The organism is Roseovarius sp. THAF9 (genome assembly GCF_009363715.1).
Taxonomy (GTDB): domain Bacteria; phylum Pseudomonadota; class Alphaproteobacteria; order Rhodobacterales; family Rhodobacteraceae; genus Roseovarius.
On the sequence record NZ_CP045404.1, the window covers coordinates 1487452 to 1506437 of the forward strand.

An 18986-nucleotide genomic window follows, 5' to 3' on the forward strand; every position below is an offset into this window, starting at 1 on the left:
CCGATGCTGGACTATTTTGACATGATGCCGGGCGCGGAGGAGAGGATGGCAGGACGACGCGCACTGTCGGCGTGGTGCGGCTGGATACAAACCTGCCCCGCGGCGCAAGTGACGCGTCCGGTGCTGATCAAGGAGGCGATGGCATGATTGTCCTGCACCATGTGCCGCAAAGCCGCTCGATGCGGGTGTTGTGGCTGCTGAACGAGTTGGAAGGCGTCGAGTTTCGCGTGGTGACCTATGCGTTCGACAAGAGCCTGCGCCAGCCCGAGTTCCTGAGCCTGTCGCCGGCGGGGCGCGTGCCCGCGCTGGAGATCGAGGGCGAGCGGATGTTCGAATCGGGCGCGATGATGGAATACCTGTGCGAGAAGTTCCCCGAGCGGGGGATGGGCCGGATGCCCGGCGACATGGACCGGATGGCCTATCTGGTGTGGCTCAATTTCGCGGAAACCATCAGCCAGCACGTGACGATCCTGACCCAGCAGCATATCGTTTTGCGCGAGGATCACATGCGCAGGCCGACGGTGATGCGGCTGGAGGCGGCGCGGCTGCGCAAGTGCTATGGCGCGATCGAGGCGCGGCTGAGCACGCCGGTGGAGAACCGCGACTACCTGCTTACGGGGGGCTATTCGGCCTGCGATATCGCCGTGGGGCAGGCGGTTTACATGGCGCAGCATTTCGCGACGCTGGAGGGGTTTCCCGAGACGGCGAAGTGGTACGAAAGGCTGACCGAGCGGGCGGCCTATCAGGCGGCGCTGCCCGAGGAGAGCGGGTCGCTCATCTATGAACAGGCGTTCTATGCGGCGCCGGAGGAGGATACGGGTGGCTGAACGGGTCGAGATCTTCGAGGTGGGCCCGCGCGACGGGTTGCAGAATGAGGCGCGCGAGATCCCGGTGGCCGAGAAGGTGGCGCTGATCGACTGCCTGAGCTACGCGGGGTTTAGCCGGATCGAGGTGGCGAGTTTCGTCAGCCCCAAATGGGTGCCGCAGATGGCCGGCTCTGCCGAGGTGCTGGCCGGGATCACCCGCGTGCCGGGGGTGAGCTATGCCGCGCTGACGCCCAACATGCGCGGCTTTCAGGACGCGATGGCGGCGGCGGCGAACGAGGTGGCGATTTTCGGGTCTGCCTCGGAAGGGTTTTCCAAGGCCAATATCAACGCCACGATCGAGGAGAGCCTGCAGCGCTTTGCCCCGGTGGCCGAAGCGGCGCGGGAGGTGGGCGTGCCCTTGCGCGGTTACGTCTCTTGCGTGACGGATTGTCCTTATGATGGGCGCGTTGCGCCGGATCAGGCGGCCGAGGTGGCGGGGCGGCTTTTCGAGATGGGCTGCTACGAGGTCAGCTTGGGCGACACGATCGGGCAGGGCACGCCGGAGACCATCGACGCCATGCTGCGGGCGGTGACGCAGGCGGTGCCGGCGGAGAAGCTGGCGGGGCACTACCATGACACCGGAGGCCGGGCGCTCGACAATATCGAGATGTCGCTGGAACACGGGGTGCGCGTGTTCGACGCCGCCGTCGGAGGCCTGGGGGGGTGTCCCTATGCGCCGGGGGCGAAGGGGAACGTGGCCACCGAGAAGGTGCACGACCGGCTGGTGTCGCTGGGATACGACACGGGGCTGGACCGGGACGTGCTGGAACAGGCGGCGGAAATGGCGCGCGCGATGCGGGCCGGGTGACAAGAATTTTTCGAAAATTCTTGTCAAAATTCTTGGAAGAATTTTGGCGCTGGGAGAGGACGGATGTACGAAACTGTGAGGATCGAGCGGGATGCGCGCGGCGTGGCGACGCTTTGGCTGGATCGCGCCGAAAAGCACAATGCACTGTCGGCGCGGATGATCGCGGAGTTGCACGAGGCCGCTTTGGAACTGGGCGCGGACGAGAGTGTGCGCGTGGTTGTGATGGCCGCGACAGGCAAGACATTCTGTGCCGGGGGGGATCTTGGCTGGATGCGCGACCAGTTCGAGGCCGAACCGGAGACGCGTGCCGCGGAGGCGGGCAAGCTGGCCTACATGTTGCAGGCGCTGAACACGCTGCCCAAGCCCTTGATCGCGCGGGTGCATGGCAACGCGTTCGGCGGCGGGCTGGGCATGATCTCGGTCTGCGACGTGGCGGTGGGCGCGGACAGCGTGCAGATGGCGCTGACCGAGACGCGGCTGGGGCTGATCCCGGCCACGATCGGGCCTTATGTTGCAGCGCGGATGGGCGAGGCCAAGGCGCGCCGGGTTTTCATGTCGGGGCGGCGGTTCGATGCCGGCGAAGCGGTTCGACTGGACCTTTTGGCCCGCGCCGTGCCGGGGGACGCGCTGGATCAGGCCATCGAGGAAGAGGTTGCACCCTATCTCGACTGTGCGCCCGAGGCCGTGGCGCAGGCCAAGAGCCTGTTGCGTCGGCTGGGGCCGAAGATCGATGCGGACGTGATCGAGGACACGATCGAGGCGCTCAGCGCCTGTTGGGCGGGCGACGAGGCGCAGGCCGGTATCGCGGCGTTTTTCGACAAGCACACGCCACCTTGGAGACGCGACGGGTAGTCCGGAAAATTTAACGAAAACTCATTCCTTTTCCCGCTTTCTGGGTCCGACGGTCAGAAGGGGTCAGGCATGAGGCGTGTATTGCGGGCAATCGGGGCGATCGAAGGCGCGGCGTTGGCGCTTGGGCTCTTGTGGTTGGTCACGACGACCGCGACGGCGCAGGATGGGCTTTATACCTCGGGCGACGGCAGCCTGCGCACGAACCTGCGCTATTCTGAAAGAATTTTCGACCGCCAGAACGACGTGACCAACAAGGTGGCGCGCATTCTGCGGGCGCGGGCCGAGGGCCAGGTGCCCGAGGGCTCGCTGACTTTCGGCGGGCGGCTGATTGCGACGCAGATTTCCGAACGCACGGACACGCCCGGCAAGTTTCCCATCCTGTCGCGCCTGCCACCCACGCATACCAGCGGCAGGTCCGACAGCTATGGCGTGATCAACGAGATCTCGCTCAGTGCCACGATGGCGTTGCCATGGGTGACGGGCTTTGTGCAGGGCGAGTTCACCGAGGTGGAGTATCCCGGGCAGGACGATGTCCAGCTGCGCAAGTTCATGGTGATTTTCGGGGATTTGACCCGGTCGCCCTTCTATCTCGCTGTGGGTCGCAAGACGTTGAGTTTCGGGAATTTTGCCAGCTATGCGCCGTTCACGCACACCCATTCTAGCCACTATTTCTGGGCGCAGAGCGAGGACCCGGTGATCGAGCTGGGCTACGTGACGGACCGGGCCGAGATGAGCTTTACCCTGATCCCGGCGCATCGCGGGAACAGGGTGATCAGCAGCCCCAGAAACGACGGGGCGCTGTCGAATGTCGCGCTGAACGGATCGCACCGGTTCGAGGTGGCGCCGGAACATGATTTGACGATCGGGGCGGGGTACCTGCGCGGGTCGATCTATGACAGCGCCATCGCGCATCACCCGCCGGGGCGGGGCCTCAACCGGTTCTGGAACGAGCTGTGGGACGTCAACCTGACCTGGAGCGGGCCGCGGTTCGACGTGCAGGCGAGTTTCACGCGCTCGATGCATGACTGGCCCGCGACGGGGCACCACGTGCAGGCGACGACGCTGCAGGCACGGTGGCACCGCGAACTGGCCGGCAACCCGATCACCTGGTCGATTTCCGCCAGCCGGGGCGTGCAGGGAGCCGATGGCGCGGAATGGGAGCGCATGGAGCAGGTGATCCTTGGCTTGGAATACGATGCCGCGCGGCATATCACGCTGGGCGCGGAATACATGTACAACGCGGGTTTCGTGCCGTTGATCCTGCCGACGATCACCGGCGACAGGTCGGTGGAGTCGCATACGCTGATCGCCGGTCTGAAGCTGACGTTCTGAGGCGGGCGTGGCGTGCTGCGGCGCGTTGAAACCCCTGTCGGGCGGGGTGACCGGGCGCAATTCGGCACGCATTGGTGCCGGCAATTCCGGCAAACGGAAATGTCGCGTCAATTTGCCCGGTGCAAGGACAGCGGCATCATTTCGATATACCGTGGTATTCAACGGGTTTAACCTGACCGATGCGGGCGGGAAAACGCGTGCCGCTTGGTTGACCCTGACCCGGGGCAAGGGTAAACCCTGACGAGTACTGTACGCCAATCTTATGCGCGGCCCGCCGGACGGTAAGGAAGCGCATGAAAGGAGCCACACGTGGAAGAGATGCTGAGGGAGTACCTCCCTGTTCTCGTTCTTCTGGGTATCGCCATCGGTCTCGGACTGGTCCTGATCCTCGCCGCGGTCGTTCTGGCCGTGCGGCACCCCGACCCGGAAAAGGTCAGTGCCTACGAATGCGGCTTTAACGCCTTCGACGATGCGCGGATGAAGTTCGATGTCCGGTTTTACCTTGTCTCGATCCTGTTCATCATCTTCGATCTGGAGATTGCGATGCTGTTTCCCTGGGCGGTCGCCTTTGCGGATCTCAGCATGACGGCGTTCTGGTCGATGATGGTGTTCCTGGCGGTGCTGACGGCCGGGTTTGCCTATGAATGGCGGAAAGGGGCGATGGAATGGCAGTAGAGGACAAGAGCGCGCACACCACCGATAACGAGATGGTCACCGAGGTGCAGAGCGAGGGGTATCAGTCTCCGCGGATCAAGACCGGTCCGTCGAGCCAGGTGCCGCTGGAGGCTTATGCCGACGATTACCAGCGCGATACTGCCACGCAGGCCCTGAACCGGGAGTTGCAGGACAAGGGGTTCCTTGTCACTTCGACCGAGGACATCATCAACTGGGCGCGTACCGGCAGCCTGCACTGGATGACCTTCGGCCTCGCGTGCTGTGCGGTGGAGATGATGCACACTTCGATGCCGCGCTATGACCTGGAGCGGTTCGGCACGGCGCCGCGGGCCAGCCCGCGCCAGTCGGACCTGATGATCGTGGCCGGCACGCTGACCAACAAGATGGCGCCGGCGCTGCGCAAGGTCTACGACCAGATGCCCGAGCCGCGCTATGTGATCAGCATGGGCTCCTGCGCCAATGGTGGCGGCTATTACCACTACAGCTATTCGGTAGTGCGCGGCTGTGACCGGATCGTGCCGGTGGATGTCTATGTGCCCGGCTGCCCGCCCACGGCGGAGGCGCTGGTCTACGGGATCATGCAGCTGCAACGGAAAATCCGCAGAACGGGGACGATCGTGCGCTGAGGCGCCTTTGGGGGATGCAAGATGACTGAAGCGCTGACCGAACTTGGAACCCATATCGAAAGCCGTCGGCCCGATTGCGTGGCCGGATGGTCGGTGGATCATGGCGAGCTGAACGTGACCGTGGCCTTGAGCAGCATCAAGGGGCTGGTGGAGTTCCTGAAGACCGACCCGAACTGCCGTTTCTCGACCCTGGTGGACATCACGGCGGTGGATTACCCGGACCGGCCCAAGCGGTTCGACGTGGTCTACCATTTCCTGAGCATGTACCAGAACCAGCGCATCCGCCTGCGCGTCGCGGTGCGCGAAGAGGACATGGTGCCGTCGATCACCGATATCCATCCGTCGGCCAACTGGTTCGAGCGCGAGGTGTTCGACATGTATGGCGTGCTGTTCAGCGGTCATCCGGACCTGCGGCGCATCCTGACCGACTATGGCTTTCGCGGCTTCCCGCTGCGCAAGGATTTCCCGACCACGGGCTATACTGAAGTGCGCTATGACGAAGTGCAGAAGCGCGTGGTCTACGAGCCGGTGAGCCTGACGCAGGAATACCGGCAGTTCGATTTCATGAGCCCGTGGGAGGGTGCCGACTACATCCTGCCGGGCGACGAGAAAACAGACGAGAAGGCCAAGTGAGCCGGGGCGGAACAGGGGGCGGCGGACATGTTCTGGGTGATACTGTTCATGGCGGCGTTCGTGGTCCCGTTCTGGAAGCTGCTGCCGGGCTACGGCATCGCCAGCGCCTGGGCGCTGGTGGCGATCTTTCCGCTGGGCGCGCTGGCGCTTTTGTACCTGATGGCGTTCGGCCCGCGCGCGGACGATAGAGGATAAGGAGACCAAGGATGATGGACGGCTCCAACACGATGACGAAGGGCTTTGCCGACGCCGAGACCGGCGAGCAGAAGATCCGCAACTTCAACATCAATTTCGGCCCGCAGCACCCGGCGGCGCACGGCGTGCTGCGCCTTGTGCTGGAGCTGGACGGCGAGATTGTGGAACGCTGCGATCCCCACATTGGCCTGCTGCATCGTGGCACCGAAAAGCTGATGGAAAGCCGGACGTACTTGCAGAACCTGCCCTATTTCGACCGGCTGGATTACGTGGCGCCGATGAACCAGGAGCACGCCTGGTGCTTGGCGATCGAGAAGCTGACCGGCGTCGAGGTGCCGCGTCGCGCGAGCCTGATCCGGGTGCTGTTTTCCGAGATCGGGCGGATCCTGAGCCACCTGCTGAACGTTACGACGCAGGCGATGGACGTCGGCGCGCTGACCCCGCCGCTGTGGGGCTTCGAGGAACGCGAGAAGCTGATGATCTTCTACGAGCGGGCCTGTGGAGCGCGGCTGCACGCGGCCTATTTCCGGCCCGGTGGCGTGCATCAGGACCTGCCGCCGGAACTGCTGGACGATATCGAGACCTGGGCGCGGGAAGAGTTTCCGAAGTTCATGGACGATATCGACGGGCTGCTGACGGAGAACCGCATCTTCAAGCAGCGTAACGCCGATATCGGCGTCGTCAGCCAGCAGGAGGCGCTGGACTGGGGCTTTTCCGGCGTCATGGTCCGCGGCAGCGGGATGGCTTGGGACCTGCGCCGCGCACAGCCCTATGAATGCTATGACGAGTTCGACTTCCAGATCCCCGTCGGCAAGAACGGCGACTGCTATGACCGTTACCTGATCCGGATGGAAGAGATGCGCCAGTCGGCGTCGATCATGCTGCAGGCGATCGAGAAGCTGCGCGCGCCCGAGGGTCAGGGCGATATCCTGGCCCGCGGCAAGGTCACGCCGCCCAAGCGGGGCGAGATGAAGACCTCGATGGAGGCGCTGATCCATCACTTCAAGCTGTATACCGAAGGCTTCCACGTGCCCGAGGGCGAGGTTTACGCGGCTGTCGAGGCGCCCAAGGGCGAATTCGGCGTCTACCTGGTGTCGGACGGCACCAACAAGCCCTATCGCGCCAAGCTGCGCGCGCCGGGCTACCTGCATCTGCAGGCGATGGACCATGTCGCGAGCGGGCACCAGCTGGCCGACGTGGCGGCGATCATCGGGACGATGGACGTGGTGTTCGGGGAGATCGACCGCTAGGCGGGATAACGGATATTGACCCTGTAGAATAACAAGGCCGAAACAGGGGCGGCGAAGGTTCGGAGAGACGACAAAATGAAGAACAAGATCGGTTTGATGGGCGCCATTGCGGCGATGGGGATCGTCGCAGGCTGTACCGCGCCGCCCGAGGGGACGGGCGAGCAGGACGTGGCCAAGTTCCAGGTCGCGGTGGCCAGCATCGGCTGCACCCTGAAGACCGAGGGAGATTACCTGCCGGTCGAATTGCAGACCGGCCTGACCCGCGAGCAATCGACCCAGATGGCCGCCTACATGGTGACAACCGAACGCGCCGTCCGCCTTGAGGGTGGCGGTATCAGAATGACGACAGGAGCGTGCGCAGCCTGATGCTGAGACGTCTACACAGAGAACAGCCCGAGAGCTTTGCCTTCACGCCCGACAACCAGGCGTGGGCCGAGGCGCAGATCTCGAAATACCCGGAGGGGCGCCAGGCGAGTGCCATCATCCCGCTTTTGTGGCGCGCGCAGGAGCAGGAGGGGTGGCTGAGCCGTCCGGCGATCGAGCATATCGCCGAGATGCTGGAGATGGCGCATATCCGGGCGTTGGAAGTGGCGAGCTTCTACTTCATGTTCCAGCTGTCGCCGGTGGGCAGCGTGGCGCATTTCCAGATTTGCGGTACAACGTCCTGCATGATCTGCGGGGCCGAGGACCTGATCGGGGTGTGCCGCGAGAAGATCGCGGAGAAGCCGCATACCGTCAGCGCGGACGGCAAGTTCAGCTGGGAAGAGGTGGAGTGCCTTGGGGCCTGTGCCAACGCGCCGATGGCGCAGATCGGCAAGGATTACTACGAGGACCTGACCGCCGAGCGGTTTGCCGAGATGATCGACGAGTTCGCCGCCGGCAAGGTGCCGGTGCCGGGCCCGCAGAACGGGCGCTATGCGTCCGAGCCGCTGGCCGGGTTGACGACGCTGAAGGAATTCGATTCCGGTCATACGAAGTACAACGGCGCGGTTCAGCGCGCGGTGGATCTGGGTGACACGATCAAGCGGATCGACGGCAGCGAAGTGCCGCTGGTGGCGCCGTGGCGCGAGCATGGTGCGAACCATCAGCCCGCGCCGCCGGATGTGAAGCTGAACGAGTCGCCCGCGAATCCGGGCCTGAAAGCGCCGAAACCCGACCGCTCGGAAGGCCAGCCCGCCGATGATACCGGCGCGACCAAGGCCGAGGCGCCTGCCAAGAGCAAGGCCAACCCGGTGTCCAAGGACGAACCGGCTGGCGACGACAAGAGCGAGACGGCCAAGGCCAAGACGACCGCAGCGGCGGGCGAAGACGCGGGCACCAAGCCCCAGACGATGGACGCACCGCGCGAGGGCGGGGCGGATGACCTGAAGATGATCAAGGGCGTGGGGCCGAAGCTGGAACAGCTTCTGCACTCCATGGGCTTTTACCATTTCGATCAGATTGCCGCATGGGGGCCGCAGGAAGTGGCCTGGGTGGATCAGAACCTGGAAGGGTTCAAGGGCCGTGTGAGCCGGGACGACTGGGTCGCCCAGGCGAAAACTCTGGCCGATGGCGGTACGACGGAATTTTCCAAGAAAGTCAAAAAGGGGGACGTCTACTAGACGATCTTCACGCCACAGGGAGTTGAGCCATGTTCGATGATATACTGAAGTCACAGTGCAAGCTGGTATGCTTGGGTGTCGGTGTTGTAGCGGGGATCATCGCGATCTACGCTGCAATCGGCAAAGTCGGGATCTTCGCGGCGCTTCTGCTGGGGCTTGCGATGGGCGTGTTCATGGCGTTGGTTCTGTTGCAGATCTTCTGCACCGGCGATAACGCGGACCTGGGGCAGTTGGGGGAGATGCCCGAGGGAAGTGCGGCGGCGGCATCGTCTGGTGGCAAGCCCTCCGGCCCGCCCAAGGCGAATGCACCGAAGGACCGGGGAACGCCCGCGCCGAATGCGCCCGTGCCCAACCCGCCCAAGCCGAACCCGCCGGTGGGGACCGAGCCCGAGCCGATCCTGCCGAACAAGGCAGACCCGTTGAACGCACGGACGGGCATGGGCACAACAGCCGCGGCGGCAAGCACCAGTGCCGCGGCGGCGGGCACCGACAAGGTCGCCATGCGGGCCGAGACGCATTCGGGCGGCAATGACGCGGCCACGGCGCAGGACCCGACATTTACCTCGGCCTCGACGGATGCAGAAGCGGGGGCCCAGGTGGCGCCGGCGAGCGATGATAAGCCCAAGGCGAAGAAAGCGGCGACCAAGCCCAAGAAATCCGCGGCCAAGGCCAAGAAGGCCGATGTCGTCGAAGAAGATGTGGGCACCAAGCCCGAGGTGCTGAGTGGTCCGCGCGGCGGCAGCGCCGACAACCTGAAGGAAATCAAGGGCGTCGGGCCCAAGCTGGAAGGCGTGCTGCACAAAATGGGCTTTTACCATTTCGACCAGATCGCCAGCTGGACGGACGAGGAAGTGGCCTGGGTCGATCAGAACCTTGAAGGGTTCAAGGGCCGGGTCAGCCGGGACAACTGGATCGAACAGGCCAAGACCCTGGCCGCGGGTGGCGAGACCGAGTTCTCGAAGCGCGTGGACAAGGGCGATGTTTACTGAATGAGCGAGGCGCATGAGCAAACGCGACCAAGTGCCGAAAAAGGGCCGACGCGCCGGGCTGGTGATTGCCGGCACGGGCGTGTTCTGGGTGCTGGTCACCCTGATCGGCGAGAAGGAGGGGTTCAGCACCGAGTTGCGCCTCGCCTTCGACCTTGTGGCGCTGGCGGGGTTTTTGTTCGCCTTCTGGCTCATCTATCAAATCTGGCGCGACAGCCGGGGAAACTAGGGGTTATCTGATGCTGGACGATCAGGATCGTATCTTTACCAATCTCTACGGGATGCACGACCGCAGCCTGAAGGGCGCGCAGGCGCGTGGCCATTGGGACGGGACCAAGACCATCCTTGAGAACGGGCGCGAGTGGATCGTCGAACAGATGAAGGCCAGCGGGCTGCGCGGCCGGGGCGGCGCAGGTTTTCCCACGGGGCTCAAGTGGTCGTTCATGCCCAAGGAAAGCGACGGGCGGCCTGCCTACCTTGTGGTCAATGCCGACGAATCCGAGCCCGGCACCTGCAAGGACCGCGAGATCATGCGGCACGATCCGCATACGCTGGTCGAAGGGTGCCTGATCGCCAGCTACGCGATGCAGGCCCACGCCTGTTACATCTATATCCGCGGTGAATACATCCGCGAGAAGGAGGCGCTTCAGGCGGCCATCGACGAGGCCTACGAGGCCGGGCTGATCGGCAAGAACGCCTGCAAGTCGGGCTATGATTTCGATCTGTACCTCGCGCATGGCGCGGGGGCGTATATCTGCGGCGAGGAAACCGCGCTGCTGGAAAGCCTGGAAGGCAAGAAGGGGATGCCCCGGATGAAGCCGCCGTTTCCGGCGGGCGCCGGGCTTTACGGCTGCCCCACGACGGTGAACAACGTGGAAAGCATCGCGGTGGTGCCGACCATCCTGCGGCGCGGGGCCGACTGGTTCGCGAGCTTCGGGCGGCCCAACAACGCGGGCACCAAGATTTTTGCCGTGTCGGGCCACGTGAACAACCCCTGCGTGGTCGAGGACGCGATGTCGATCAGCTTTGAAGAGTTGATCGACAAGCATTGCGGCGGCATCAGAGGCGGGTGGGACAACCTGAAAGCGGTGATCCCCGGTGGCTCGTCGGTGCCGTGTGTGCGCGGCGAGAACATGAAGGACGCGATCATGGATTTCGACGCGCTGCGCGAGGTCGGGTCGAGCCTGGGGACCGCGGCGGTGATCGTGATGGACAAGAACACGGACATCATCAAGGCGATCTGGCGGCTGTCGAAATTCTACAAGCACGAAAGCTGTGGGCAATGCACGCCCTGCCGCGAGGGCACGGGCTGGATGATGCGGGTGATGGACCGGCTGGTGCGTGGCGAGGCGGAGGTCGAGGAGATCGACATGCTGTTCGACGTCACCAAGCAGGTCGAGGGGCATACGATCTGTGCGCTGGGCGATGCGGCGGCCTGGCCGATCCAGGGTCTGATCCGCAACTTCCGCGACGAGATCGAGGACCGGATCAAGGCGCAGCGCACCGGCAAGGTGTCTGCGGTGGCGGCGGAGTAAGCGACCGATGCCCGGGACACGTCATCTGGCACAACTCAATATCGGTCGGCTTGTGGCGCCTACCGATGACCCGCGCGTGGCAGAGTTCATGGCGGCGCTCGACCGGATCAACGGCATGGGCAAGCGGATGCCGGGCTTCGTGTGGATGATGGAAGGCTCGGGCGAGCCTGGGACGGGCAACACGGAGAACAGCATCGGCGGCGACCCGCAGTTCGTGGCCAACCTGACCGTCTGGGACGACGTGGAAAGCCTGGAGAATTTCGTCTGGAACACCGTGCACCGGCAGTTCTATGAGCGCCGGGCCGAGTGGTTCGAGGTGATGGGCGAGATGCATTTCGTCATGTGGTGGGTGCCGGAGGGGCATCGACCGACATTGGATGAGGGGTTGGAACGGCTGGAGCGCCTGAAGGCGGACGGCGACAGTGACCATGCCTTTGGCTGGGCCCACGTGAAAGAGGCCCGGCTGTGGCGGACCCGCGGCTGCGCGCCCGTGGCGGCGGAATGACAAGAATGGAAGACCAGAGAGCGTGACCAGGATGACGACGATAAAAGGCGGGGCGCGGGCCCTTGTGCTGGTTCTGATGGCCGGCGCGATGGTGGCGGGGTGTACCCGGACCACGGAGCGGATCACGTTCAACGGGGTGTTCTACAAGCAGAAGTCCAAGGCGGCCTCGCGCGATAACCGCGAGCGGTTCGTCGTGACGGTGCCGCGGGTCGATCGCGGCTATGACGGGGCGCTGGCGGCAGGCGCCTATGAGGGCAAGCGGTACTGCGTTCAGAATTTCGGCACCTCGGAGGTGGAGTGGTATATCAGCCCGCTGGCGCCACGCGGCACGGTGCAGCCCGACGGCAACAAGCTGACCTTCACGGGGAAATGCGTTCTGTGGTGAAATCATCTTTCATATCAACGGCATGGGCCGGCTGTTATTGCATAACAGCGCCGCTGGGGACCATCTGCGCAGCAGATGGCGCGGCGGATGGTCCGGGCGCCCTTGTGAGAGGAAGACAGATATGAAACGAGTATCGAGCAAGATCGTGGGTCTGGCCTTTGGCGCGGCCGTGACGGCGGCGGCGCTGCCTGCGCAGGCGGGATTGAAGGACGAGGCCGGGATCAACCAGGGGCTTTTGTACCTTGCGGCAGCCGACAAGATCCGCCGCGAGTGTGGCAGCATCGGCGGGCGGCTTTTCCGGGCGCAGTCCTATGCCAATGCGCTGAAGAAGGCGGCGGCGGAGCGCGGCTACAGCGAGGCCGAGATCGACGCGTATATCAACAACGACGCCAACAAGGCGGCCATGCGCGAGCGGCGCAACGCGTATTTCAAATCGAAAGGGGCCAGCAACCTTGACCCCGCAAGCCTGTGTGTTCTGGGCCAAGCCGAGATGGCGAATGGCAGCCAGATCGGGCAGCTTCTGAGAGCAAAGTGAGAGCTAATGTCTGACCTTCGCAAAATCATCATCGACGATCAGGAAGTGGAAGTGGACGGGGCGATGACCCTGATCCAGGCCTGCGAGCAGGTGGGGATCGAGATCCCGCGGTTCTGCTACCACGAGCGGCTGTCGATCGCGGGCAATTGCCGGATGTGTCTTGTGGAGGTGGTTGGCGGGCCGCCGAAACCGGCGGCCAGCTGCGCCATGCAGGTGCGCGATCTGCGGCCCGGCCCCGAGGGCCAGCCGCCGGTCGTGCGCACCAACAGCCCGATGGTCAAGAAGGCGCGCGAAGGCGTAATGGAGTTCCTGCTGATCAACCACCCGCTGGACTGCCCGATCTGCGACCAGGGCGGCGAGTGTGATTTGCAAGACCAGGCAATGGCTTATGGCGTGGACTTCAGCCGTTATCGCGAGCCCAAACGCGCGACCGAGGACCTGAATCTTGGCCCGCTGGTGGAAACCCACATGACGCGCTGCATTTCCTGCACCCGCTGCGTGCGTTTCACCACCGAGGTGGCGGGGATCAACCAGATGGGCCAGACCGGTCGGGGCGAGGATGCCGAGATCACCGCCTATCTGGGCGAGACGCTGGACAGCAACATGCAGGGCAACATCATCGACCTGTGCCCGGTGGGGGCGCTGGTCAGCAAGCCTTATGCGTTCACGGCCCGTCCGTGGGAGTTGAGCAAGACGGAAACCATCGACGTGATGGATGCGCTGGGGTCCAACATCCGTGTGGATACCAAGGGTCGCGAAGTGATGCGCATCCTGCCGCGCAACCATGACGGCGTGAACGAGGAATGGATTTCGGACAAGACGCGGTTCGTCTGGGACGGGCTGCGCCGCCAGCGGCTGGACAGGCCGTACATCCGCGAGAACGGCAAGTTGCGCCCGGCCACTTGGCCCGAGGCGCTGGGCAAGGCCGCCGAAGCCGTGAAAGGCAAGACCGTCGCGGGCCTCGTGGGAGACTTGGTTCCGATGGAGGCCGCATTCGCGCTGAAACAACTGGTCGAGGGCCAGGGCGGGCGCGTGGAATGCCGCACCGACGGCGCTCATCTGGTGCCGGGCAACCGCTCGGCCTATGTCGGCACGGCGCGAGTCGAGGAGATCGACACGGCGAAGAAGATCGTCCTGATCGGCACGGACCCGGGCAACGAGTCGCCGGTGCTGAACGCGCGCATCCGCAAGGCGTGGCTGCGCGGGGCCGAGGTGGTTCATGCCGGGCAACCGGCGGAGCTGACCTATGACGCGACCGAGATGGGGCAGCGCAACCGGGTGCTGCCGCAGCTGCTGTCGGACGCCAAGGAAACGGAAGACGCCATCGTAATCATCGGGCAGGGCGCGTTGATCGGGGACGGCGGGCCAGCGGCGCTGAGCACGGCGATGCAGCTTACCGAAAAAATGGGCGGCAAGATGCTGGTATTGCACACCGCCGCCGCGCGCGTGGGAGCGATGGATGCCGGTTGTGTGACCGAGGGCGGGATCACCGCCGCGCTGGATGGTGCGGACGTGATCTATAACCTTGGCGCCGACGAGATCGAAATCGCGGAGGGTCCGCTGGTGATCTACCAGGGCAGCCACGGCGACCGGGGCGCGCATCGCGCCGACATCATCCTGCCCGCCGCAGCCTATCCCGAGGAACAGGGCGTCTTCGTGAACACCGAAGGGCGTCCGCAACTGGCGCTGCGCGCCGGGCACCCGCCGGGCGAAGCCAAGGAGAACTGGGCGATCCTGCGGGCGCTGTCGGGCGAGATGGGCGCGGTGCTGCCATTTGACAGCCTAGCGCAGTTGCGCCGCGCACTGATCGAGGAAGTACCGCATGTCGCACAGATCGACGCGGTGCCGGAAAATGACTGGACCATGGTGGACAAGATCGAGCCGTCTGCGGGTTCCATCGGGGCCGCCTTGGGCGATCACTATCTGACAAACCCGATCGCCCGGGCCAGCGCGCTGATGGCGGAGTTGAGCGCCAACGCCAAGGACCGCCGCGAAAAGCCGGTGGCCGCGGAATGACGCAAGCCGCGCTTGGCATATGGGCGCTGTCGGTCATGGCCTTCGCGGGCCTGGCCGCGTGCGCTGCGCCGGGTGCGGACCCGGAGGAGGCGTTTGATCCCGAGTATCGGGGAATCGAGACGCGCCTGCTGGATGGCGACCTGGTGAATTTCCGGGTGGAAATGGCCGGGGCGCGGGGTGCCGAGGACGTCAGTCGCTACGCGGAATGCGCGGCGGCGGAGTATGCGCTGATCCGGGGATACGGATTTGCGCGCCATGTGCGCACGAATGTGGACGAAGAGGGTGGCATCTGGACCGGAGATGCGGTTTACACCATCTCGCCGGCGCTGCCCGGCGGCATCATAAAGATCGACGCGGAAGTCGTGGCCGCCAGTTGCGCAGAGAACGGGATACCGACGGTATGAGGGACGAATGGCTGAATTTCTGACAACCCCGCTTGGGACCTTTGTCCTGATCATGGCGCAGTGCCTTGCGGTGGTGGGCTTCGTGATGGTGTCGCTGCTGTTCCTGGTCTATGGCGATCGCAAGATCTGGGCCGCGGTGCAGATGCGGCGGGGGCCGAACGTGGTTGGTGTCTATGGCCTGCTTCAGACAGTGGCCGACGCGCTGAAATACGTGGTCAAGGAAGTGGTGGTGCCCGCGGGCGCGGACCGGACGGTTTTCATGATGGCGCCGATGGCCAGCTTCGTGCTGGCGGTGCTGGCCTGGGCGGTGATTCCGCTCAATGACGGCTGGGTCCTGTCGGATATAAACGTCGCGGTCCTGTTTGTCTTTGCCGTCTCGTCGCTGGAGGTTTACGGCGTCATTATGGGCGGCTGGGCCTCGAACTCGAAATACCCGTTCCTGGGCTCGCTGCGCTCTGCGGCACAGATGATTTCCTACGAGGTCAGCATCGGCTTGATCATCATCGGGGTGATCATTTCGACCGGCTCGCTGAGCTTCGGCTCCATCGTGGCGGCGCAGGATACCAATTATGGCTTCTTCGGCTGGTATTGGCTGCCGCATCTGCCGATGGTGTTCTTGTTCTTCATTTCGTGCCTGGCGGAAACCAACCGCCCGCCCTTTGACCTCCCGGAAGCGGAATCGGAGCTGGTGGCGGGCTATCAGGTGGAATATTCTTCGACGCCCTTCCTGCTGTTCATGGCAGGGGAGTACATCGCGATCTTCCTGATGTGTGCGCTGACGAGCCTGCTGTTCTTCGGCGGGTGGCTGTCGCCCATTCCGGGAATCCCGGACGGGGTATTCTGGATGGTCGCGAAGATGGCGTTTTTCTTCTTCCTCTTCGCCATGGTGAAGGCGATCACGCCGCGCTATCGCTATGACCAGCTGATGCGGATCGGTTGGAAAGTGTTCCTGCCGCTGTCGCTCGCCTGGGTGGTCATCGTGTCCTTCCTCGCGAAGTTCGAAGTGTTCGGGTCGTTCTGGGCCCGGTATGCAATGGGAGGCTGAGGCGCGCGATGGGGATCGACTACGCGTCATTCGAGCGCTTGGCGGAACTTGCGACACGGTTCCGCCCCGAAGGCCGGTCGCTGATGCTGGGGCGGCAGCATTTCCGGATTCATCGTGCCAATCGCAATCGCTATGACAAGACGCTCAAGCGCCTTGGATTCGAGGACTTGCGGCGGTTCGATCTGTTGCAGGAGGACGGGTTTTCGGAAACCCTGTTCCGCAAGCTTGGTTTCGGCGAGATCGAGTCGATGGATTTTTCGAGCTATGAGGGCGCGCATGTGCTGCACGACCTCAACACGCTTCCGGCGGCGGAATTGCAGAACCAGTTCGATTTCATCTATGACGGCGGCACGATAGAGCACGTCTTTCACATCCCCAATGCGCTGGAGAGCGTTTACCGTATGCTCAAGCCCGGCGGGCGGTTCCTGTCGATCAACGGGCTCAACGGGTGGTACGGGCACGGAATGTACCAGTTCAATCCGGAACTGGTGTGGACATTCTGGCGCCGGGCGTGCAACTGCGAGGTGATCGACTGCCGGTCGCTGCCGTTCGATCCCAAGGACGGGTTCGGCCAGACCAAGATGAGCGACCCGGCCCAGACCGGCGTGCGGCTCAAGCTGAAGAATCGGATCGGACCGGGCCGCGTTTATCTAAGTTACGAGGTCGAGAAGACAGACGAGTCGCATCTGCCCGATTTCGCGTTGCAGAGCGACTATGAAACCAAGTGGCAGGGTGCCGAGAATGCCGGTGCCACGCGCTTTGAGAAAACCGGAGGTTCGACGGCATGACGCAGATCGATTACGGACGCGCCGCGGGGTACTTCCTGCTGAAGGATGTGTTCAACGGTTTCAAGCTGGGGTTCAAATACTTCTTTGCCCCCAAGGCGACGCTGAACTACCCGCATGAAAAGGGCCCCCTGAGCCCGCGCTTCCGGGGTGAGCACGCGCTGCGGCGCTATCCCAACGGCGAGGAGCGGTGCATTGCCTGCAAGCTGTGCGAGGCGATCTGCCCGGCGCAGGCGATCACCATCGACGCCGAGCCGCGTGATGACGGCAGCCGGCGGACCACGCGGTACGACATCGACATGACCAAGTGCATTTATTGCGGGTTCTGCCAAGAGGCCTGCCCGGTCGATGCCATCGTGGAAGGGCCGAATTTCGAGTTCGCCACCGAGACCCGCGAAGAGCTGTTCTATGACAAGCAGAAACTGCTGGAGAACGGCGAGCGGTGGGAAGCCGAGATCGCCCGCAACCTGGAAATGGACGCGCCTTACAGATGAGTAATCCGACGAACCCGTTCGAGGCGATGATGGCGCAGGCGCAGGAGATGGTGAAAACCATGAATCCGGCGCTCGAGTCGTTCTCGCCCAAGGGGTTTGAGGCGATGTGGCCCACCATGCCGAAGGAATTCATGGAAATGATGTTCGGCAAGGGAATCAGCAAGGACGGGCTGGATGCCAAAACGCGCCTGCTGATCACGCTTGCGGGGTTGACCATGCTGGGTGCGCAGAGCGATACGCAGATCAGGATGACCGTGCGCCACGCGCTGGAAGCGGGCGCCACGAAAGACGAGATTGCCGAGACCATCGCGATGATGGCGATGTTCGCCGGTATCCCGTCCATGAACCGGGCGATGGATTTCGCCCGCGAGGTCATGGACGAGACCAAGGACGAGGACCAGGACACATGACCATCGCCGCGTTTTCATTCTATCTCTTTGCGGTCTCGCTGTTGGCGGGGGGGCTGTTCACGGTGGTCAGCCGGAACCCGGTGCACTCGGTTCTGTGGCTGATCCTGGCGTTTTTGTCGGCTGCCGGTCTTTTCGTTCTTCTGGGCGCGGAGTTCGTGGCGATGCTGCTCATCATCGTCTACGTGGGCGCGGTTGCCGTGTTGTTCCTGTTCGTGGTGATGATGCTTGACGTGGATTTCGCCGAGTTGAAGGCGGAGATGGCGAAATACATGCCGCTGGCGCTGCTCATCGGGATCATATTGCTGATGCAGTTCGGCGTCGCGTTCGGCAACTGGCAGATGGCCACGGATGCCGAGGGCGCACGCGCCGCCGTGACGCCGACCGACATGGAAAACACCAAGGCGCTGGGGATGCTGCTCTATGACCAGTATTTCCTGCTGTTCCAGTTGGCGGGGCTGATCCTGCTGGTGGCGATGATGGGTGCGATCGTGCTGACCCTGCGCCACCGCTCGGACGTCAAGCGGCAGGACGTGCTGGCGCAGATGTACCGCGACCCGGCCAAGGCCATGGAACTGAAAGACGTGAAACCGGGGCAGGGGTTGTAATCCTGCTACCCGCGCCCCGGACCTGATCCGGGGCCTTCCGGGCCGTCGGGCCCGGGCAAGAGACAAAGCGGTCCCGGGTCAGGCCCGGGACGGGATGAAAAGACAAACGAACGGGCGCGGCCCGGAGGGACGACATGATTGGACTGGAGCATTACCTGACGGTGGCGGCGGCGCTGTTCGTCATCGGGATTTTCGGGCTTTTCCTGAACAGGAAGAACGTGATCATCCTGCTGATGTCGATCGAGTTGATGCTGCTGGCGGTCAACGTGAACCTCGTGGCATTTTCCAGCTTCCTGGGCGACATGGTGGGGCAGGTCTTTACCCTGTTCGTGTTGACCGTGGCCGCCGCCGAGGCCGCCATTGGCCTCGCCATTCTTGTCTGCTTCTTCCGCAACCGCGGCACGATCGCCGTGGAAGACGTCAACGTGATGAAGGGCTGAGGG

26 protein-coding genes are annotated in these 18986 nt (G+C 63.8%); all 26 read left to right on the forward strand.

What is annotated here, in order from left to right; translation table 11 throughout:
- Positions 1-3: 3 nt before the first annotated feature.
- The 26 genes from FIU86_RS22525 (at position 4) to nuoK (ending at position 18983) form a co-directional block, all read left to right on the forward strand.
- Positions 4-147 (forward strand): hypothetical protein, encoded by a 144-nt coding sequence (locus FIU86_RS22525; RefSeq protein WP_172977459.1) that lies wholly within the window; start codon positions 4-6, stop codon positions 145-147.
- On the forward strand, positions 144-827 hold the full coding sequence (locus FIU86_RS07385) for a glutathione S-transferase family protein (RefSeq protein WP_152474491.1): 684 nt from the start codon (positions 144-146) through the stop codon (positions 825-827). Before FIU86_RS22525 ends, FIU86_RS07385 begins: the two co-directional genes overlap by 4 nt.
- Complete coding sequence (locus FIU86_RS07390) at positions 820-1674, forward strand: hydroxymethylglutaryl-CoA lyase (RefSeq protein ID WP_152474492.1); 855 nt, start codon at positions 820-822, stop codon at positions 1672-1674. Before FIU86_RS07385 ends, FIU86_RS07390 begins: the two co-directional genes overlap by 8 nt.
- A 63-nt stretch (positions 1675-1737) precedes the next feature.
- Positions 1738-2526 carry a crotonase/enoyl-CoA hydratase family protein gene (locus FIU86_RS07395; protein ID WP_152474493.1) on the forward strand — a complete coding sequence of 263 codons (789 nt, stop codon included), beginning with the start codon at positions 1738-1740 and terminating at the stop codon, positions 2524-2526.
- 69 nt (positions 2527-2595) lie between these two features.
- A complete protein-coding gene (locus FIU86_RS07400; protein ID WP_152474494.1) occupies positions 2596-3858 on the forward strand; it encodes a hypothetical protein in 1263 nt (420 codons plus the stop codon).
- Positions 3859-4167: 309 nt separating this feature from the next.
- A complete protein-coding gene (locus tag FIU86_RS07405; RefSeq protein WP_057789898.1) occupies positions 4168-4533 on the forward strand; it encodes an NADH-quinone oxidoreductase subunit A in 366 nt (121 codons plus the stop codon).
- Positions 4524-5159: an NADH-quinone oxidoreductase subunit B family protein gene (locus tag FIU86_RS07410; protein ID WP_254703968.1), complete on the forward strand. Its 636-nt coding sequence runs from the start codon at positions 4524-4526 to the stop codon at positions 5157-5159. The genes FIU86_RS07405 and FIU86_RS07410 overlap by 10 nt, the downstream gene beginning before the upstream one ends.
- A gap of 21 nt (positions 5160-5180) precedes the next feature.
- Entirely contained in the window at positions 5181-5792 is a 612-nt protein-coding gene (locus tag FIU86_RS07415; RefSeq protein ID WP_152474495.1) for an NADH-quinone oxidoreductase subunit C, read from the forward strand.
- A gap of 27 nt (positions 5793-5819) precedes the next feature.
- Entirely contained in the window at positions 5820-5987 is a 168-nt protein-coding gene (locus tag FIU86_RS22530; protein ID WP_172977460.1) for a hypothetical protein, read from the forward strand.
- A gap of 14 nt (positions 5988-6001) precedes the next feature.
- Positions 6002-7237 carry an NADH-quinone oxidoreductase subunit D gene (locus tag FIU86_RS07420; RefSeq protein WP_152477016.1) on the forward strand — a complete coding sequence of 412 codons (1236 nt, stop codon included), beginning with the start codon at positions 6002-6004 and terminating at the stop codon, positions 7235-7237.
- A gap of 75 nt (positions 7238-7312) precedes the next feature.
- The gene (locus tag FIU86_RS07425; RefSeq protein ID WP_254703969.1) at positions 7313-7603 is read left to right on the forward strand and encodes a hypothetical protein; all 291 of its coding nucleotides are present in this window, start codon (positions 7313-7315) and stop codon (positions 7601-7603) included.
- The gene (locus FIU86_RS07430; protein ID WP_152474496.1) at positions 7603-8838 is read left to right on the forward strand and encodes an NADH-quinone oxidoreductase subunit E; all 1236 of its coding nucleotides are present in this window, start codon (positions 7603-7605) and stop codon (positions 8836-8838) included. Before FIU86_RS07425 ends, FIU86_RS07430 begins: the two co-directional genes overlap by 1 nt.
- 29 nt (positions 8839-8867) lie before the next feature.
- Complete coding sequence (locus tag FIU86_RS22795; protein ID WP_254703970.1) at positions 8868-9827, forward strand: hypothetical protein; 960 nt, start codon at positions 8868-8870, stop codon at positions 9825-9827.
- A 13-nt stretch (positions 9828-9840) separates the two neighbouring features.
- On the forward strand, positions 9841-10053 hold the full coding sequence (locus FIU86_RS07440) for a DUF5337 domain-containing protein (RefSeq protein ID WP_152474497.1): 213 nt from the start codon (positions 9841-9843) through the stop codon (positions 10051-10053).
- 10 nt (positions 10054-10063) lie between these two features.
- A complete protein-coding gene (gene nuoF, locus FIU86_RS07445; RefSeq protein WP_152474498.1) occupies positions 10064-11359 on the forward strand; it encodes an NADH-quinone oxidoreductase subunit NuoF in 1296 nt (431 codons plus the stop codon).
- Positions 11360-11366: 7 nt separating this feature from the next.
- Complete coding sequence (locus FIU86_RS07450; RefSeq protein WP_152474499.1) at positions 11367-11864, forward strand: DUF3291 domain-containing protein; 498 nt, start codon at positions 11367-11369, stop codon at positions 11862-11864.
- A 31-nt stretch (positions 11865-11895) separates the two neighbouring features.
- Positions 11896-12249, forward strand: coding sequence for a hypothetical protein (locus FIU86_RS07455; RefSeq protein WP_152474500.1), 354 nt, complete (start codon positions 11896-11898; stop codon positions 12247-12249).
- A 121-nt stretch (positions 12250-12370) separates the two neighbouring features.
- Positions 12371-12784 carry a DUF5333 domain-containing protein gene (locus FIU86_RS07460; RefSeq protein ID WP_152474501.1) on the forward strand — a complete coding sequence of 138 codons (414 nt, stop codon included), beginning with the start codon at positions 12371-12373 and terminating at the stop codon, positions 12782-12784.
- A gap of 6 nt (positions 12785-12790) precedes the next feature.
- The gene (nuoG, locus tag FIU86_RS07465) at positions 12791-14800 is read left to right on the forward strand and encodes an NADH-quinone oxidoreductase subunit NuoG (RefSeq protein ID WP_152474502.1); all 2010 of its coding nucleotides are present in this window, start codon (positions 12791-12793) and stop codon (positions 14798-14800) included.
- Positions 14801-14835: 35 nt separating this feature from the next.
- Positions 14836-15204 carry a hypothetical protein gene (locus FIU86_RS07470; RefSeq protein ID WP_152477018.1) on the forward strand — a complete coding sequence of 123 codons (369 nt, stop codon included), beginning with the start codon at positions 14836-14838 and terminating at the stop codon, positions 15202-15204.
- 7 nt (positions 15205-15211) lie between these two features.
- On the forward strand, positions 15212-16249 hold the full coding sequence (gene nuoH, locus FIU86_RS07475; RefSeq protein WP_152474503.1) for an NADH-quinone oxidoreductase subunit NuoH: 1038 nt from the start codon (positions 15212-15214) through the stop codon (positions 16247-16249).
- Between the two features lie 8 nt (positions 16250-16257).
- Positions 16258-17037, forward strand: a complete 780-nt coding sequence (locus FIU86_RS07480; RefSeq protein WP_152474504.1) for a class I SAM-dependent methyltransferase — start codon at positions 16258-16260, stop codon at positions 17035-17037.
- Positions 17034-17528: an NADH-quinone oxidoreductase subunit NuoI gene (gene nuoI / locus FIU86_RS07485; RefSeq protein WP_103761514.1), complete on the forward strand. Its 495-nt coding sequence runs from the start codon at positions 17034-17036 to the stop codon at positions 17526-17528. Before FIU86_RS07480 ends, nuoI begins: the two co-directional genes overlap by 4 nt.
- Positions 17525-17938 carry a carboxymuconolactone decarboxylase family protein gene (locus FIU86_RS07490; protein WP_152474505.1) on the forward strand — a complete coding sequence of 138 codons (414 nt, stop codon included), beginning with the start codon at positions 17525-17527 and terminating at the stop codon, positions 17936-17938. The genes nuoI and FIU86_RS07490 overlap by 4 nt, the downstream gene beginning before the upstream one ends.
- Entirely contained in the window at positions 17935-18543 is a 609-nt protein-coding gene (locus FIU86_RS07495; RefSeq protein ID WP_152474506.1) for an NADH-quinone oxidoreductase subunit J, read from the forward strand. The genes FIU86_RS07490 and FIU86_RS07495 overlap by 4 nt, the downstream gene beginning before the upstream one ends.
- 134 nt (positions 18544-18677) lie before the next feature.
- Positions 18678-18983, forward strand: coding sequence for an NADH-quinone oxidoreductase subunit NuoK (gene nuoK / locus FIU86_RS07500; RefSeq protein WP_152474507.1), 306 nt, complete (start codon positions 18678-18680; stop codon positions 18981-18983).
- Positions 18984-18986 lie beyond the last annotated feature (3 nt).